The sequence below is a fragment of the Pseudomonas sp. TE3-3-F2023 genome (genome assembly GCF_036784815.1).
GTDB lineage: Bacteria > Pseudomonadota > Gammaproteobacteria > Pseudomonadales > Pseudomonadaceae > Aquipseudomonas > Aquipseudomonas pudica.
Window position 1 is genome coordinate 4,623,339 of record NZ_CP145113.1, and the last position, 15,759, is coordinate 4,639,097.

The 15,759-nt window shown below is 62.6% G+C and carries 13 protein-coding genes; 12 read left to right on the forward strand and 1 reads right to left on the reverse strand.

The genetic code is table 11. The annotated features are described in order from the left end of the window. Nucleotides 1–33: 33 nt before the first annotated feature. Nucleotides 34–1,740: a S8/S53 family peptidase gene (locus V3314_RS21350; protein WP_338459615.1), complete on the reverse strand. Its 1,707-nt coding sequence runs from the start codon at nucleotides 1,738–1,740 to the stop codon at nucleotides 34–36. A 155-nt stretch (nucleotides 1,741–1,895) separates the two neighbouring features. Here V3314_RS21350 and V3314_RS21355 point away from each other — a divergent pair, with 155 nt between their 5' ends. The 12 genes from V3314_RS21355 (at nucleotide 1,896) to nuoJ (ending at nucleotide 15,758) form a co-directional block, all read left to right on the forward strand. Further along, entirely contained in the window at nucleotides 1,896–2,660 is a 765-nt protein-coding gene (locus V3314_RS21355) for a secretin N-terminal domain-containing protein (RefSeq protein ID WP_181381633.1), read from the forward strand. Between the two features lie 489 nt (nucleotides 2,661–3,149). Then, nucleotides 3,150–4,475, forward strand: a complete 1,326-nt coding sequence (gene aceA, locus V3314_RS21360; protein WP_013973380.1) for an isocitrate lyase — start codon at nucleotides 3,150–3,152, stop codon at nucleotides 4,473–4,475. A 492-nt stretch (nucleotides 4,476–4,967) separates the two neighbouring features. Beyond that, on the forward strand, nucleotides 4,968–5,630 hold the full coding sequence (locus V3314_RS21365; protein WP_338459616.1) for a lysoplasmalogenase: 663 nt from the start codon (nucleotides 4,968–4,970) through the stop codon (nucleotides 5,628–5,630). Nucleotides 5,631–6,013: 383 nt separating this feature from the next. Beyond that, complete coding sequence (locus V3314_RS21370; protein ID WP_003251427.1) at nucleotides 6,014–6,427, forward strand: NADH-quinone oxidoreductase subunit A; 414 nt, start codon at nucleotides 6,014–6,016, stop codon at nucleotides 6,425–6,427. Between the two features lie 9 nt (nucleotides 6,428–6,436). After that, nucleotides 6,437–7,114: an NADH-quinone oxidoreductase subunit B gene (locus V3314_RS21375; RefSeq protein WP_003251429.1), complete on the forward strand. Its 678-nt coding sequence runs from the start codon at nucleotides 6,437–6,439 to the stop codon at nucleotides 7,112–7,114. A gap of 78 nt (nucleotides 7,115–7,192) precedes the next feature. Continuing rightward, on the forward strand, nucleotides 7,193–8,974 hold the full coding sequence (nuoC, locus tag V3314_RS21380) for an NADH-quinone oxidoreductase subunit C/D (protein ID WP_013973384.1): 1,782 nt from the start codon (nucleotides 7,193–7,195) through the stop codon (nucleotides 8,972–8,974). A 2-nt stretch (nucleotides 8,975–8,976) separates the two neighbouring features. Further along, on the forward strand, nucleotides 8,977–9,474 hold the full coding sequence (gene nuoE, locus V3314_RS21385) for an NADH-quinone oxidoreductase subunit NuoE (RefSeq protein WP_003251433.1): 498 nt from the start codon (nucleotides 8,977–8,979) through the stop codon (nucleotides 9,472–9,474). Further along, on the forward strand, nucleotides 9,471–10,835 hold the full coding sequence (gene nuoF, locus V3314_RS21390) for an NADH-quinone oxidoreductase subunit NuoF (protein ID WP_085602199.1): 1,365 nt from the start codon (nucleotides 9,471–9,473) through the stop codon (nucleotides 10,833–10,835). The genes nuoE and nuoF overlap by 4 nt, the downstream gene beginning before the upstream one ends. 133 nt (nucleotides 10,836–10,968) lie before the next feature. Continuing rightward, on the forward strand, nucleotides 10,969–13,683 hold the full coding sequence (gene nuoG / locus V3314_RS21395) for an NADH-quinone oxidoreductase subunit NuoG (protein ID WP_085602200.1): 2,715 nt from the start codon (nucleotides 10,969–10,971) through the stop codon (nucleotides 13,681–13,683). After that, the gene (gene nuoH, locus V3314_RS21400) at nucleotides 13,680–14,687 is read left to right on the forward strand and encodes an NADH-quinone oxidoreductase subunit NuoH (protein ID WP_028632275.1); all 1,008 of its coding nucleotides are present in this window, start codon (nucleotides 13,680–13,682) and stop codon (nucleotides 14,685–14,687) included. Before nuoG ends, nuoH begins: the two co-directional genes overlap by 4 nt. 11 nt (nucleotides 14,688–14,698) lie before the next feature. Beyond that, nucleotides 14,699–15,247, forward strand: a complete 549-nt coding sequence (gene nuoI / locus V3314_RS21405; protein WP_016488223.1) for an NADH-quinone oxidoreductase subunit NuoI — start codon at nucleotides 14,699–14,701, stop codon at nucleotides 15,245–15,247. A 10-nt stretch (nucleotides 15,248–15,257) separates the two neighbouring features. Further along, on the forward strand, nucleotides 15,258–15,758 hold the full coding sequence (gene nuoJ / locus V3314_RS21410) for an NADH-quinone oxidoreductase subunit J (protein ID WP_003261007.1): 501 nt from the start codon (nucleotides 15,258–15,260) through the stop codon (nucleotides 15,756–15,758). Nucleotide 15,759 lies beyond the last annotated feature (1 nt).

A 15,759-nucleotide genomic window follows, 5' to 3' on the forward strand; every position in this document is an offset into this window, starting at 1 on the left:
ATGTTACGGAATTTGTCCAGCAGCGGCCACCGTTCAGCGCACCCGCTCCCGGCTTTGCACCGCCAGGTCCAGGGCGCGCTGCATGTCCAGGCGCGCCGAACGCCCCAGGTCGGGGTGGTTCAGTTGGCCGCCACGCTCAGACGGCAGGATCGGCGCCGTCAGGTCCTCGGCGTCCATCGCTTCGAAATCCTGCTCGGCGCCCAGGGTCAAGGCGCTGCGTCGCAACAGCATGCGCACCTGTTCGGGGGTCAGGGCCGGGTTGATCGACAGCATCGTCGCCACGGTTGCAGTCACCAGCGGTGTTGCGTACGACGTGCCACAATGCGCAGCGCCCGCACCCGGGCGAATGCAGGCCGCCGCACTGACATCCACGCGCATGTCGATGTTGGAGCTATGACGCTTGCGCACATGGCCAGGGTGTTCGACCGCCACTGACTTGTCACTGCGCTGGTGCCCGCCCACCACCAGCAATTGTTCGGTGATGAACGACGATGGCAGGCGATATTCATCCTTACCCGACCAGGACGCACCATTACCCGCCGAGTTGACCACCACCACATCAGGGTGCTCGGCGCGCAGCCACAGGAAGAACTCCTCGAGAAGTTCCTCATAGCCACTCATGGCCAGCCCGGAACGCACCAGCGAATCGACTTCGTCACCTTTGACGTCGCGCGCCCCTACCCGATGGATGCCCCAGCTCCAGTTCAACACCCGCACCCCATCCTCGACCAGGTTCACCGATGCAGCGATGTTGGCGGTGATACCGGCATCCGTGTTGCGCTCGACAATCACCTCGAAGCCAGGACTGTGCTTGCCCAGCCTTGGCAAAAAGCCTTCATCCTGGTTCGCCAGGATACCGGCCACATGGCTGCCGTGACTGCCTGGGCGGTCACCGTCGCGCGCATACAGGCACGTCTGCGCCTGCTCGCAGCGCCCTCGATAATGACTGAAGCCTGGCGCGTCGAAATCCACCTCTCGCTCGATCACCCCGACCCGCACCGGTTGCACCGGCAAGCTGGAAGCGGCAATTCGCCGCTGGTAGTAATACAGCGCGTCCATGAAGCGGTTGGCGGCCCATTCATCCGCCTGATCGATGGCCAGGGCATCGCGTCCGCTGCCTTCCTCGCCACGCTCCGGGGCAGACTCCTCGACAATCACTGCATCCACGCTGACTTCACTGCCCATGCGCAGGATCATCGCGTCGCGCTGCACCAGGTCGCCCACTGGCAAGCGCAACTGGTAGACATTCAGCGGCGGTATGGCACCCACGACCTGGGCGCCGTACTTCGCGGCGATCCGTCGGGCTTCGCCGTAGCCATCATGTTTTTCCTCGATCAAAAGGCTTACCAGGTCCACATAGGTGGTGAGGCCATCCATGTTCTTCGCCACTTCATCAGGCCCGGCGGCCACAACATGGCTGCGCTGGCGGGTGAGCCAAACCGGGTTGCTGGTGCGCTCGCCGTCTTCCAGCCACAGCGGAGCACTGCGCAGGGCTTGTTCCGCCAATTTGAGCGTAAGCCGGTCACCGTGCCGCTCGAAATCGGCTATCGGCAACCGCGCACCACCAAGCCAGACCGTCGGCAACTGCGCCCCGAGCCCCTCGGCGCGCAGGCACCATTGCTGCTGGCCATCGCCAAGCAGCTCGCCGCAACGCTGCAGCTGCTTGATGCGCAACGAATCAGCTGCAGCCTGGGCACCAAGGCTGCAAAGCCACAACAACAGGATCAGACCACGCTTCATGCCATCAGCCCCACTCACTCCCTGTGAATGCGACTGACGGGAAAGATCAAAGGTTCAGCTATGGCGGACAGCCGTCTCGCCCCAGGTGCTTTGGTAGCCACTTCCCCATCATCGACATGATCCAGACCCGGCAGGAAGTCAGTAAATTTGCCATCATGTCCATTCCACCTGCGGAGATCATGGACATGCCGCTACGCCCCCTATTCGCCGCCTTGCTGCTGGCCGCCAGCCTCACCGCCCAGGCCGCCACCGAGGTATTGCCGCTACAACACCGCAGCAGCGCCGAACTGCTGCCCGCCGCCCAGGCGTTCATTGGCAAGGATGGCACGGTCAGCGCCTTCGAGAACAAGCTGATCGTCAACGCCAGCCCCGAGCGCATCGACGACCTGCGCACCCTGCTGCAACAGCTGGACACCGCACCCAAGCGCCTGCTGATCAGCGTCGACAACAACGACAGCAACTTCCAGGACAACCGTGGCAATGCACGTGTCATCCACTACGGCACCAGCAACCGTGACGGCGGCCTGCAGCAGATTCAGGCCAGCGAAGGCCAGCCGGCGCTGATCCAGGTTGGCCAGAGCATCCCGATCACCAGCACCAGCACCGACGGCTACGGGCGCATCCAGAGCAACACCGAATACCGCAACGTGACCCAGGGTTTCTATGTCACCCCCAGCTTGAGTGGTGACACGGTTCGTCTGCAAATAAGCACCAATAATGATCGCATCAGCCAGGAACGTGCTGATGTAGTGAAAGTGCAAAGTACCGACACGACAATCACCGGCAAGCTCGGAGAATGGATCACCCTGGCGGGCTACAACCAGCAGAGTCAAGCCGACCGTAGCGCGTCAAGCCATAGTTACAGCACCCAACGGGGTGAAAACATGACTTTGCGTGTCAAAGTCGACCTTCTCGACTGATCCCAGGCAATTCAAGGCCTCGACCAAAGGCCTTGAAACTGACTGCCAAGTCGCATTAGACCAAAGATGTAGTAAGTGAAAAAAACCACTACAAAACATTTGACAGGGTCTTTTTCCCAAGGGCATGATGGCCTCGCTCCCGCTAATCAGGGGCCCTGGCAAGGGCCTTCGAGGCGCGCTCCTCCCACCCCTGGAGGCGTCTCGTGTCTATACGGCCCACAAGGCGGTTCGACGGGATTGCGACTGCAACGAAGAAGTTGTCCCGAGGGACGGAAGCGCATCACCGCAGTAACGGCAATCGCGTAGCACCGCAGCAAGGCAACCACGAGCCGACCTGCCGGAGCACTCTTTCGCCCGGCCTGCACACCCTTCCCCTTCGAGCCTTCGCGTTCGCCGCCGCACTCCTGCGAACAGGACAGCCGCCAGCTCCTGATCTGCTCCGAGCATCAGCACAATTACCCCAAGATCGATGCGACGAGGTTTATTTCCATGGCACTGACACGCGAACAGCAAATTGCAGCCCTCGAGAAAGACTGGGCCGAGAACCCGCGCTGGAAAGGCGTGACCCGTACCTACACCGCCGCTGATGTCGTTCGCCTGCGTGGCTCCCTGCAGCCGGAGCACACCCTGGCCCGCCTGGGTGCAGAAAAACTGTGGAAGCTGGTCACCGAAGGTGCCCACCCGTCCTTCCGCCCAGAAAAAGATTTCGTCAACTGCATGGGCGCCCTGACCGGCGGCCAGGCAGTGCAGCAGGTAAAGGCCGGCATCCAGGCCATCTACCTGTCCGGCTGGCAGGTTGCCGCCGACAACAACTCGGCCGAGTCCATGTACCCTGACCAGTCGCTGTACCCGGTCGACTCGGTACCGACCGTGGTCAAGCGCATCAACAACGCCTTCCGCCGCGCCGACCAGATCCAGTGGAAAGCCGGCAAGAACCCGGGCGACGATGGCTACATCGACTACTTCGCACCGATCGTGGCCGACGCCGAAGCCGGTTTCGGTGGCGTACTCAACGCCTATGAGCTGATGAAGAACATGATCGAAGCAGGCGCCGCCGGCGTGCACTTCGAAGACCAGCTGGCCTCGGTGAAAAAATGCGGCCACATGGGTGGCAAGGTGCTGGTACCGACCCAGGAAGCCGTGCAAAAGCTGGTGGCCGCGCGCCTGGCAGCTGACGTATCGGGCGTGCCGACCATCATTTTGGCCCGTACCGACGCCAACGCCGCCGACCTGCTGACCAGCGACTGCGACCCGTACGACCAGCCGTTCGTGATTGGCGAGCGCACCCGTGAAGGCTTCTACAAGGTACGCGCCGGCCTCGACCAGGCTATCGCTCGTGGCCTGGCCTACGCACCGTACGCCGACCTGATCTGGTGCGAAACCGCCAAGCCGGACCTGGACGAAGCCCGCCGCTTCGCCGAAGCGATCAAGAAGGAGTATCCGGACCAGATCCTGTCGTACAACTGCTCGCCTTCCTTCAACTGGAAGAAGAACCTGGACGACGCGACCATCGCCAAGTTCCAGCGCGAGCTGTCGGCAATGGGCTACAAGCACCAGTTCATCACCCTGGCCGGCATCCACAACATGTGGCACGGCATGTTCAACCTGGCGCACGACTACGCCCGCAACGACATGACCGCCTACGTGAAGCTGCAGGAGCAGGAATTCGCTGACGCCAACAAAGGCTACACCTTCGTGGCGCACCAGCAGGAAGTGGGCACTGGCTATTTCGACGACATGACCACCGTGATCCAGGGTGGCGCATCGTCGGTGACTGCACTGACCGGTTCGACCGAGGAAGAGCAGTTCCACTGATAGTGGGTTGCTGTTGAAGAAAGGCCCCGGGGCTTGCTGAAGCCCCGGGCCTTTCTTTTTGGTCTGTACCACACCTATCAGGAATACACCGAACCTGTAGGAGCGGCCTTGTGTCGCGAAAGGGCTGCAAAGCAGCCCCAGCATTTTTTGCCTCGATGCTTAAATCCCGGGGCCGCTCTGCGGCCCTTTCGCGACACAAGGCCGCTCCTACAAAGCAATTCAGTTCGCGAACGTAACCCTTCAATTCCACAGAGACTGTGCAAGTGTTGAAGACTGTGGTGATCCTGTGGGAGCGGGTTTACCCGCGAAGAGGCCCGCCCAGACAACACCTCATTCAAGCCTCAGTGCAATGTCCGAGGCTCAGCAGGCATCTGCACCTGAATCAATGCAGACTCAAGCAAAGCCCGCAGTACCTCAAGCTCATGCATCGAGATCATCATCAGGATCACAATCAGGTCTATGCTTGTGGCAGCCCAGCAGCAAGGACCGTCCATGCCCCGTCCAAGCCACCTGACCACAATCGCCCTGGTCGCCGCGGCCTTCTATATATATGCACTGGCCAGCGACAACCCCCTGCTCGCCCTGCTGGCCAAACCGATCCCGGTACTGGCCCTGATCGCCTGGCTGCGCAGTGCTCCCGACAAACCTTATCGCCGCTGGATCACCCTAGGCCTGGCATTCTCGGTACTCGGCGACATCCTGCTGGCCATCCCCGCTGACCTGTTCGTGTTTGGCCTGGCCGCCTTCCTCTGCGCCCACCTGGCTTACCTGCGCGCCTATTGCAGCCAGACCCTGCGCCCAGCCCTGCCCGCACTGCTGCTGAGCGCCATCACCGGCATCACTCTGCTCGGCGTGCTGGTCAGCCACGGCCTCGGCCCGCTACTGATCCCGGTCGTGCTCTATGCCTTGGCCATCAGCGCCATGCTCTGGCGCGCCCTGGCCTGTGGCGGGCTCGCCGCGCTCGGCGCCTGCCTGTTCGTGCTCTCCGACAGCCTGATCGGTATCGACCGCTTCGTCAGCCCGTTCGCCGCCGCGCCGTACCTGATCATCCTCACCTACTGGCTCGGCCAGTGGGCGATCGCTTCATCAGCCAGTCATCGCTCAATCGATAAAGAATTGACCCAGAGCGGTACGAGCGGTGTCGAACGGTGCTAGAACAGACGTTTTTCACATTTGCAAGTAGAGGGAATCGCCAGATGAACTTTACAAGGCGCAGAACAGAAGAAATATCAGGCCTCAGGCCAAATGATATTAATTATCATTACGAAACTTGCAATTCGTTACCCGCCGCAAGAAACATAATTAACAAAAACGCGCGCAATGCCCGAATATCAAGGCTTTCAGCCAGTTAGACGCAGGTTTTGTACTTAATCCTACGAATAATTTTGCGACAGAAATTTTACTTGCACGGGGTTTACCCATAAAATCAGCGCGATTGATTCAGCTGCGACATTTGGTCACTGCATGTGCGACACCAGGTCGCCGCTCTACACTTATTTCAGACTGCAGAGCTGGGTCTCTGTATAAGGATCTCTAGCATGTCCGATTCGGCAGGACTCATCGCCCACAACTGGGGCTTTGCCATCTTCCTCCTGGGTGTCGTCGGCCTGTGCGCCTTCATGCTCGGCCTGTCCAGCCTGCTCGGTAGCAAGGCCTGGGGGCGCGCCAAGAACGAACCCTTCGAATCCGGCATGCTGCCCGTCGGCAGCGCCCGCCTGCGCCTATCCGCCAAATTCTATCTGGTCGCGATGCTGTTCGTGATCTTCGATATCGAAGCCCTCTTTCTCTTTGCATGGTCTGTGTCCGTCCGCGAAAGCGGCTGGACCGGATTCGTCGAAGCACTCGTTTTCATAGCAATTCTGTTGGCTGGTCTTGTCTACCTATGGCGCGTCGGGGCACTTGATTGGGCTCCCGAAGGTCGCCGCAAGCGGCAAGCGAAGCTGAAACAATGAGGCTTTGGCATGCAATACAATCTCACCAGAATCGATCCGGATGCGCCCAACGAGCAGTACCCGGTCGGTGAACGGGAAACCGTCACCGACCAACTGCTGGAGGACCAGGTCCACAAGAACATCTTCATGGGCAAGCTTGAAGATGTGCTGCGTGGCGCGGTCAACTGGGGTCGCAAGAACTCCCTCTGGCCGTACAACTTCGGCCTGTCCTGCTGCTACGTGGAAATGACCACGGCCTTCACGGCACCCCACGACATCGCCCGCTTCGGCGCCGAAGTCATCCGGGCCTCGCCGCGTCAGGCCGACTTCATGGTCATCGCCGGTACCTGCTTCGTCAAAATGGCGCCGATCATCCAGCGCCTGTACGAGCAGATGCTCGAACCGAAATGGGTCATCTCCATGGGTTCGTGCGCCAACTCCGGCGGCATGTACGACATCTACTCGGTCGTTCAGGGGGTCGACAAGTTCCTCCCCGTGGACGTCTATGTGCCTGGCTGCCCGCCACGCCCTGAGGCTTTCCTGCAAGGCTTGATGCTGCTGCAGGAGTCGATCGGCCAAGAACGACGCCCGCTTTCCTGGGTTGTTGGTGATCAAGGTATTTACCGTGCCGAGATGCCAGCCCAGAAAGACCTGCGTCGTGAGCAGCGCATTGCAGTAACCAACCTGCGCAGCCCCGACGAAGTCTGATCCAGCGACCTGCCGCCCGCTCCCCTGGAGCCGGCGGCCTGGCTTCATTCTTAACGTTGACCCAAAGCGACCGAGACCATGACAGCGGACAACGCTATTTTCATTCCGCCCTACAAGGCTGACGACCAGGATGTGGTCGTCGAACTGCATAACCGTTTTGGCGCCGAAGCATTCGTCGCCCAGGAAACCCGCACCGGCATGCCCGTGCTGTGGGTCAAGCGCGAGCAGCTCAAGGAAGTGCTCAGCTTCCTGCGCGGCGTGGCCAAACCGTACAGCATGCTGTACGACCTGCACGGCGTCGACGAGCGCCTGCGCACCCAGCGTCGCGGCCTGCCAGCCGCCGACTTCAGCGTGTTCTACCACCTGCTGTCGATCGAGCGTAACAGCGATGTGATGATCAAGGTGTCGCTCAGCGAAGGCGATCTGAACCTGCCGACCGTGACCGGTATCTGGCCGAACGCCAACTGGTACGAGCGCGAAGTCTGGGACATGTTCGGCATCGACTTTGCCGGCCACCCGCACCTCAGCCGCATCATGATGCCGCCCACCTGGGAAGGCCACCCTCTGCGCAAGGACTACCCGGCCCGCGCCACCGAGTTCGATCCCTACAGCCTGACCCTGGCCAAGCAGCAGCTTGAAGAGGAATCGGCACGCTTCAACCCGGAAGCCTGGGGCATGAAGCGCCAGGGCGCGAACGAGGACTACATGTTCCTCAACCTCGGCCCCAACCACCCTTCCGCGCACGGTGCCTTCCGTATTGTCCTGCAGCTGGACGGCGAAGAGATCGTCGACTGCGTACCGGACATCGGCTACCACCACCGTGGCGCCGAGAAAATGGCCGAACGCCAATCCTGGCACAGCTTCATCCCCTACACCGACCGTATCGACTATCTCGGCGGGGTGATGAACAACCTGCCGTACGTGCTCGCGGTCGAGAAGCTGGCCGGCATCAAGGTGCCACAGAAGGTCGACACCATCCGCGTGATGCTGGCCGAGTTCTTCCGTATCACCAGCCACCTGCTGTTCCTGGGTACCTACATCCAGGACGTCGGCGCCATGACCCCGGTGTTCTTCACCTTCACCGACCGCCAGCGCGCCTACACCGTGATCGAAGCGATTACCGGTTTCCGCCTGCACCCGGCCTGGTACCGCATCGGTGGCGTCGCCCACGACCTGCCGCGCGGCTGGGACAAGCTGGTCAAGGACTTCGTCGAATGGCTGCCCAAGCGCCTCGACGAGTACGAAAAGGCCGCCCTGCAGAACAGCATCCTCAAGGGCCGTACCATCGGCGTTGCCGCGTACAACACCAAGGAAGCGCTGGCCTGGGGTACCACCGGTGCCGGCCTGCGTGCCACCGGTTGCGACTTCGACCTGCGCAAAGCCCGCCCCTACTCCGGCTACGAGAACTTCGAGTTCGAAGTACCGCTGGCCCACAACGGCGATGCCTACGATCGCTGCATGGTCCGTGTCGAGGAGATGCGCCAGAGTATCCGCATCATCGACCAGTGCCTGCGCAACATGCCGGAAGGCCCGTACAAGGCGGATCATCCGCTGACCACGCCGCCGCCGAAAGAGCGCACCCTGCAGCACATCGAAACCCTGATCACGCACTTCCTGCAAGTCTCGTGGGGCCCGGTCATGCCGGCCAACGAGTCGTTCCAGATGATCGAGGCGACCAAGGGCATCAACAGTTACTACCTGACGAGCGATGGCGGCACCATGAGCTACCGCACCCGGATCCGTACCCCGAGCTACCCGCACCTGCAGCAGATCCCTTCGGTGATCAAAGGCAGCATGGTCGCCGACCTCATTGCGTACCTGGGCAGTATCGACTTCGTTATGGCTGACGTGGACCGCTAAGCATGAACAGCACGCTTATCCAGACAGACCGTTTCGCCCTGAGCGAAACCGAGCGCTCGGCCATCGAGCACGAAATGCATCACTACGAGGACCCGCGCGCGGCGTCCATCGAAGCCCTGAAGATCGTCCAGAAGGAACGTGGCTGGGTGCCGGACGGCGCCATTCACGCCATCGGCGAAGTACTGGGTATCCCGGCCAGCGACGTCGAAGGTGTCGCCACCTTCTACAGCCAGATCTTCCGTCAGCCGGTCGGCCGCCACATCATCCGCGTGTGCGACAGCATGGTCTGCTACATCGGCGGCCATGAATCCGTGGTCAGCCAGATCCAGAGCGAACTGGGCATCGGCCTGGGCCAGACCACCGCCGACGGGCGCTTCACCCTGCTGCCGGTATGCTGCCTGGGCAACTGCGACAAGGCCCCGGCGCTGATGATCGACGACGACACTTTCGGTGACGTGCAGCCGGCTGGCGTTTCCAAACTGCTGGAGGGTTACGTATGACCATTACTTCCTTCGGCCCGGCCAACCGCATCGCGCGCACGGCCGAAACCCACCCGCTGACCTGGCGCCTGCGTGACGACGGCGAGCCGGTCTGGCTTGCCGAGTACGAATCGAAGAACGGCTACGCTGCCGCCCGCAAGGCGCTGGCGCAAATGTCGGCCGACGACATCGTGCAAAGCGTCAAGGACTCCGGCCTCAAGGGTCGCGGTGGTGCAGGCTTCCCCACTGGCGTGAAGTGGGGCCTGATGCCCAAAGACGAATCCATGAACATCCGCTACCTGCTGTGCAATGCGGACGAAATGGAGCCGAACACCTGGAAGGACCGCATGCTGATGGAGCAACAGCCCCATCTGCTGGTCGAGGGCATGCTGATCAGCGCCCGCGCCCTGAAGGCCTACCGTGGCTACATCTTCCTGCGTGGCGAATACACCACCGCAGCGAAGAACCTCAACCGCGCCATCGAGGAAGCCAAGGCCGCCGGCCTGCTGGGCAAGAACATCCTCGGCAGCGGTTTCGATTTCGAGCTGTTCGTGCACACCGGTGCCGGCCGCTACATCTGCGGTGAAGAAACCGCACTGATCAACTCGCTGGAAGGCCGTCGCGCCAACCCGCGCTCCAAGCCGCCCTTCCCTGCCGCCGTTGGCGTGTGGGGCAAGCCGACTTGCGTGAACAACGTCGAAACCCTGTGCAACGTCCCGGCCATCGTCGCCAACGGCAACGACTGGTACAAGTCGCTGGCCCGCGAAGGCAGCGAAGACCACGGCACCAAGCTTATGGGCTTCTCTGGCAAGGTGAAGAACCCGGGCCTGTGGGAATTGCCGTTCGGCGTGACCGCCCGCGAACTGTTCGAGGATTATGCCGGCGGCATGCGCGACGGCTTCAAGCTCAAGTGCTGGCAGCCAGGCGGCGCCGGTACCGGCTTCCTGCTGCCCGAGCACCTCGACGCGCAGATGTACGCCGGCGGCATCGCCAAGGTCGGCACCCGCATGGGTACCGGTCTGGCCATGGCGGTGGACGACAGCATCAACATGGTTTCGCTGCTGCGCAACATGGAAGAGTTCTTTGCCCGCGAGTCGTGCGGCTGGTGCACCCCATGCCGTGACGGCCTGCCGTGGAGCGTGAAGATGCTGCGCGCACTGGAAAAAGGTCAGGGCCGCGCCGAAGACATCGAGACGCTGCTGGGCCTGGTCAACTTCCTCGGCCCTGGCCGTACCTTCTGTGCTCATGCACCGGGTGCCGTCGAGCCGCTGGGCAGTGCCATCAAATACTTCCGGTCCGAGTTCGAGGCCGGTGTCGCTCCCGCTGCGGCTGGCGATGCCCTGCGCCCCAACCTGGCCAAGCCGATCGTGGTCGGCGCATAACAAGATGATTGAGGCGGGTGGTCCGTGCCACTCGCCAGCTTGCCGGCAGGCCCGAGAAATCGTGGCGTGTCGCAAGCTCACCGATTTCCATTAGCCACGCCCGCTCACGCGGGCCAACGAAGAACTTTGAACAATGGCCACTATCCACGTAGACGGCAAAGCGCTCGAAGTCAACGGTGCAGACAACCTGTTACAGGCCTGTCTGTCGCTCGGCCTCGACATCCCTTATTTCTGCTGGCACCCGGCGCTTGGTAGCGTTGGTGCCTGCCGGCAGTGCGCGGTCAAGCAGTACACCGACGAGAACGACACCCGCGGTCGTATCGTCATGTCCTGCATGACCCCTGCCTCCGACGGCACCTGGATCTCCATCGACGATGAAGAGTCCAAGGCGTTCCGCGCCAGCGTCGTCGAATGGCTGATGACCAACCACCCGCACGACTGCCCGGTGTGCGAGGAAGGCGGTCACTGCCACCTGCAGGACATGACGGTAATGACCGGCCACAACGAGCGCCGCTACCGTTTCACCAAGCGTACCCACCAGAACCAGGACCTCGGCCCGTTCATCGCCCATGAGATGAACCGCTGCATCGCCTGTTACCGCTGCGTGCGTTACTACAAGGACTATGCCGGTGGCACCGACCTGGGCGTTTACGGCGCCCACGACAACGTGTACTTCGGCCGCGTCGAAGACGGCGTGCTGGAAAGCGAATTCTCCGGCAACCTGACCGAGGTCTGCCCGACCGGCGTGTTCACCGACAAGACCCACTCCGAGCGCTACAACCGCAAGTGGGACATGCAGTTTGCCCCGAGCATCTGCCACGGCTGCTCCAGCGGCTGCAACATCAGCCCGGGCGAGCGCTACGGCGAACTGCGTCGGGTGGAAAACCGTTTCAACGGTTCGGTCAACCAGTACTTCCTGTGCGACCGCGGCCGCTTCGGCTATGGCTACGTCAACCGCAAGGATCGCCCACGCCAGCCACACCTGGCCGACGGCACCAAGCTGGGCCTGGACGCCGCCCTGGACAAGGCTGCCGACCTGCTGCGCGGCCGTACCATCGTCGGTATCGGCTCGCCACGCGCCAGCCTGGAAAGCAACTACGGCCTGCGTGAACTGGTCGGTGCCGAGTACTTCTACTCGGGCATGGAAGCCGGCGAACTGGCCCGCGTGCGCCTGGCCCTGAACGTGCTGAACAACAGCCCGCTGCCGGTCCCGACCCTGCGCGACATCGAAGATCACGACGCCGTGTTCGTGCTTGGTGAAGACCTGACCCAGACCGCTGCCCGCGTTGCCCTGGCCGTGCGCCAGGCCACCAAGGGCAAGGCCGAGGCCATGGCCGAAGCAATGAAGGTGCAACCGTGGCTCGACGCCGCCGTGAAGAACATCGGCCAGCACGCGCTGTACCCGCTGTTCATCGCTTCGCTGGCTGAAACCAAGCTGGACGACGTCGCCGAAGAATGCGTGCACGCCGCCCCGGCCGACCTGGCCCGTATCGGTTTCGCCGTGGCCCACGCCATCGACCCGAGCGCCCCTGCCGTCGAAGGCCTGGACGCCGAAGCGAAAGCCCTGGCCCAGCGCATCGCCGACGCCCTGGTCGCAGCCAAGCGCCCACTGGTCGTAGCCGGTACCTCGCTGGCCGACCCGGCGCTGATCGAAGCCGCCGCCAACATCGCCAAAGCGCTGAAACTGCGCGAGAAGAACGGCTCGCTGAGCCTGGTGGTGCCTGAAGCCAACAGCCTCGGCTTGGCCATGCTCGGTGGCGAGTCGGTCGATGCCGCGCTGGACGCGGTCATCAGCGGCAAGGCCGATGCCATCGTCGTACTGGAAAACGACCTGTACACCCGCGTACCAGCCGCCAAGGTCGATGCAGCCCTGGCCGCAGCCAAGGTAGTGATCGTTGCCGACCACTCGAAAACCCCGACTGTCGACCGCGCCCACCTGGTGCTGCCGGCTGCCTCGTTCGCGGAAGGCGACGGTACCCTGGTCAGTCAGGAAGGCCGTGCCCAGCGCTTCTTCCAGGTCTTCGACCCGCAGTACCTGGACAGCAGCATCCAGATCCACGAAGGCTGGCGCTGGATGCACGCCCTGCGTGCCACCCTGCTGAACAAGCCAGTCGACTGGACCCAGCTGGACCACGTCACCAGCGCCTGCGCCGAAGCCGTCCCGCAACTGGCCGGCATCGTCAACGCCGCACCAGGCGCCGCATTCCGCATCAAGGGCTTGAAACTGGCCCGTGAGCCGCTGCGCTACTCCGGCCGTACCGCCATGCGCGCCAACATCAGCGTGCACGAGCCACGCACCCCGCAAGACAAGGACACTGCGTTCGCCTTCTCCATGGAAGGCTACTCGGGTTCGGCCGAACCGCGCCAGCAGGTTCCGTTCGCCTGGTCGCCGGGCTGGAACTCGCCGCAGGCCTGGAACAAGTTCCAGGACGAGGTCGGCGGTCACCTGCGTGCCGGTGACCCGGGCGTGCGCCTGATCGAATCGCAAGGCGACCGTCTGCACTGGTTCAACGCCATTCCGGGCGCCTTCAACCCAGCCCGTGGCACCTGGACTGCCGTGCCGTTCTTCCACCTGTTCGGCAGCGAAGAGAGCTCCTCGCGCGCCGCCCCGGTGCAAGAACGCATCCCGGCAGCCTATGTGGCCTTGGCCAAGTCCGAAGCCGACCGTCTGGGCGTCAACGACGGTGCCCTGCTGAGCCTGAACGTGGGCGGTGTGGCCCTGCGCCTGCCGCTGCGCATCAATGAAGAGCTGGGCGCTGGCCTGGTCGCGTTGCCGAAAGGCCTGGCCGGCATTCCGCCTGCCATCTTCGGTGCATCCGTCGAAGGTCTGCAGGAGGCAGCACAATGAGCTGGTTCACCCCCGAAGTGATCGATGTGATCCTCTCCGTGCTGCGGGCCATCGTGGTCCTGCTGGCGGTGGTGGTCTGCGGCGCGCTGCTCAGCTTCGTCGAGCGCCGTCTGCTGGGCTGGTGGCAGGACCGTTACGGTCCGAACCGCGTCGGCCCGTTCGGCATGTTCCAGATCGCTGCCGACATGCTGAAGATGTTCTTCAAGGAAGACTGGAACCCGCCCTTCGTCGACCGCGTGATCTTTACCCTGGCACCGGTAGTGGCCATGAGCGCACTGCTGATCGCCTTCGTGGTCATCCCGATCACCCCGACCTGGGGCGTCGCCGACCTGAACATCGGCCTGCTGTTCTTCTTCGCCATGGCCGGCCTGTCGGTCTACGCGGTGCTGTTCGCCGGCTGGTCGTCGAACAACAAGTACGCCCTGCTGGGCAGCTTGCGTGCCTCGGCACAGACCGTGTCGTACGAAGTGTTCCTGGGCCTGGCGCTGATGGGCGTGGTGGTGCAGGTGGGTTCGTTCAACATGCGCGACATCGTTGAATACCAGGCCCAGAACCTGTGGTTCATCATTCCGCAGTTCTTCGGCTTCTGCACCTTCTTCATCGCTGGCGTCGCCGTGACTCACCGTCACCCGTTCGACCAGCCAGAAGCGGAGCAGGAACTGGCCGACGGCTACCACATCGAGTATGCCGGCATGAAATGGGGCATGTTCTTCGTCGGTGAATACATCGGCATCATCCTCATCTCGGCGCTGCTGGTAACCCTGTTCTTCGGTGGCTGGCACGGCCCGTTCGGCATCCTGCCGCAACTGTCGTTCCTGTGGTTCGCGCTGAAGACCGCGTTCTTCATCATGCTGTTCATCCTGCTGCGCGCCTCGATCCCGCGCCCACGCTATGACCAGGTGATGGACTTCAGCTGGAAGTTCTGCCTGCCGCTGACCCTGATCAATTTGCTGGTGACCGCTGCGATCGTGCTCTACAACACGCCAGCCGTCGCGGCCCAGTGAGGATTTGACCCATGTTCAAGTATATCGGCGACATCGTTAAGGGCACCGGCACCCAGCTGCGCAGCCTGGCAATGGTGTTCTCCCACGGGTTCCGCAAGCGCGACACCCTGCAGTATCCCGAAGAACCCGTGTACCTGCCGCCGCGCTACCGCGGCCGCATCGTCCTCACCCGCGACCCCGACGGCGAGGAGCGCTGCGTAGCGTGCAACCTCTGCGCGGTGGCCTGCCCGGTCGGCTGCATCTCGCTGCAGAAGGCCGAGACCGAGGACGGCCGCTGGTACCCGGAGTTCTTCCGCATCAACTTCTCGCGCTGCATCTTCTGCGGCCTGTGTGAAGAAGCGTGCCCGACCACCGCGATCCAGCTGACTCCGGATTTCGAAATGGCCGAGTTCAAGCGTCAGGACCTGGTGTACGAGAAAGAAGATCTGCTGATCTCCGGCCCCGGCAAGAACCCTGACTACAACTTCTACCGTGTTGCGGGTATGGCAATCGCTGGCAAGCCGAAGGGCGCTGCGCAGAACGAAGCCGAGCCGATCAACGTGAAGAGCTTGCTCCCATAAGGACAGAAAGATGGAATTCGCTTTCTACTTCGCATCCGGGATCGCCGTGGTCTCCACCCTTCGGGTGGTGACCGGCACCAACCCTGTGCACGCCTTGCTTTACCTGATCATTTCGCTGATTTCCGTGGCCATGATCTTCTTCGCCCTGGGTGCGCCGTTCGCCGGCGCCCTGGAAGTGATCGCCTACGCCGGCGCCATCATGGTGCTGTTCGTGTTCGTGGTGATGATGCTCAACCTCGGGCCGGCTTCGGTCGCCCAGGAACGGGGCTGGCTCAAGCCCGGCATCTGGGCCGGGCCGGTGATCCTCGCCGCCCTGCTGCTGCTGGAGCTGCTGTACGTGCTGTTCGTCACCCCGAGCGGCGCCGGCATCAGCGGTACCACCGTGGGCCCGAAAGAAGTCGGCATCAGCCTGTTCGGCCCTTACCTGCTGGTGGTCGAACTGGCTTCGATGCTGCTGCTGGCCGCGGCCGTCACCGCCTTCCACCTGGGCCGCAACGAGGCGAAGGAGTAAA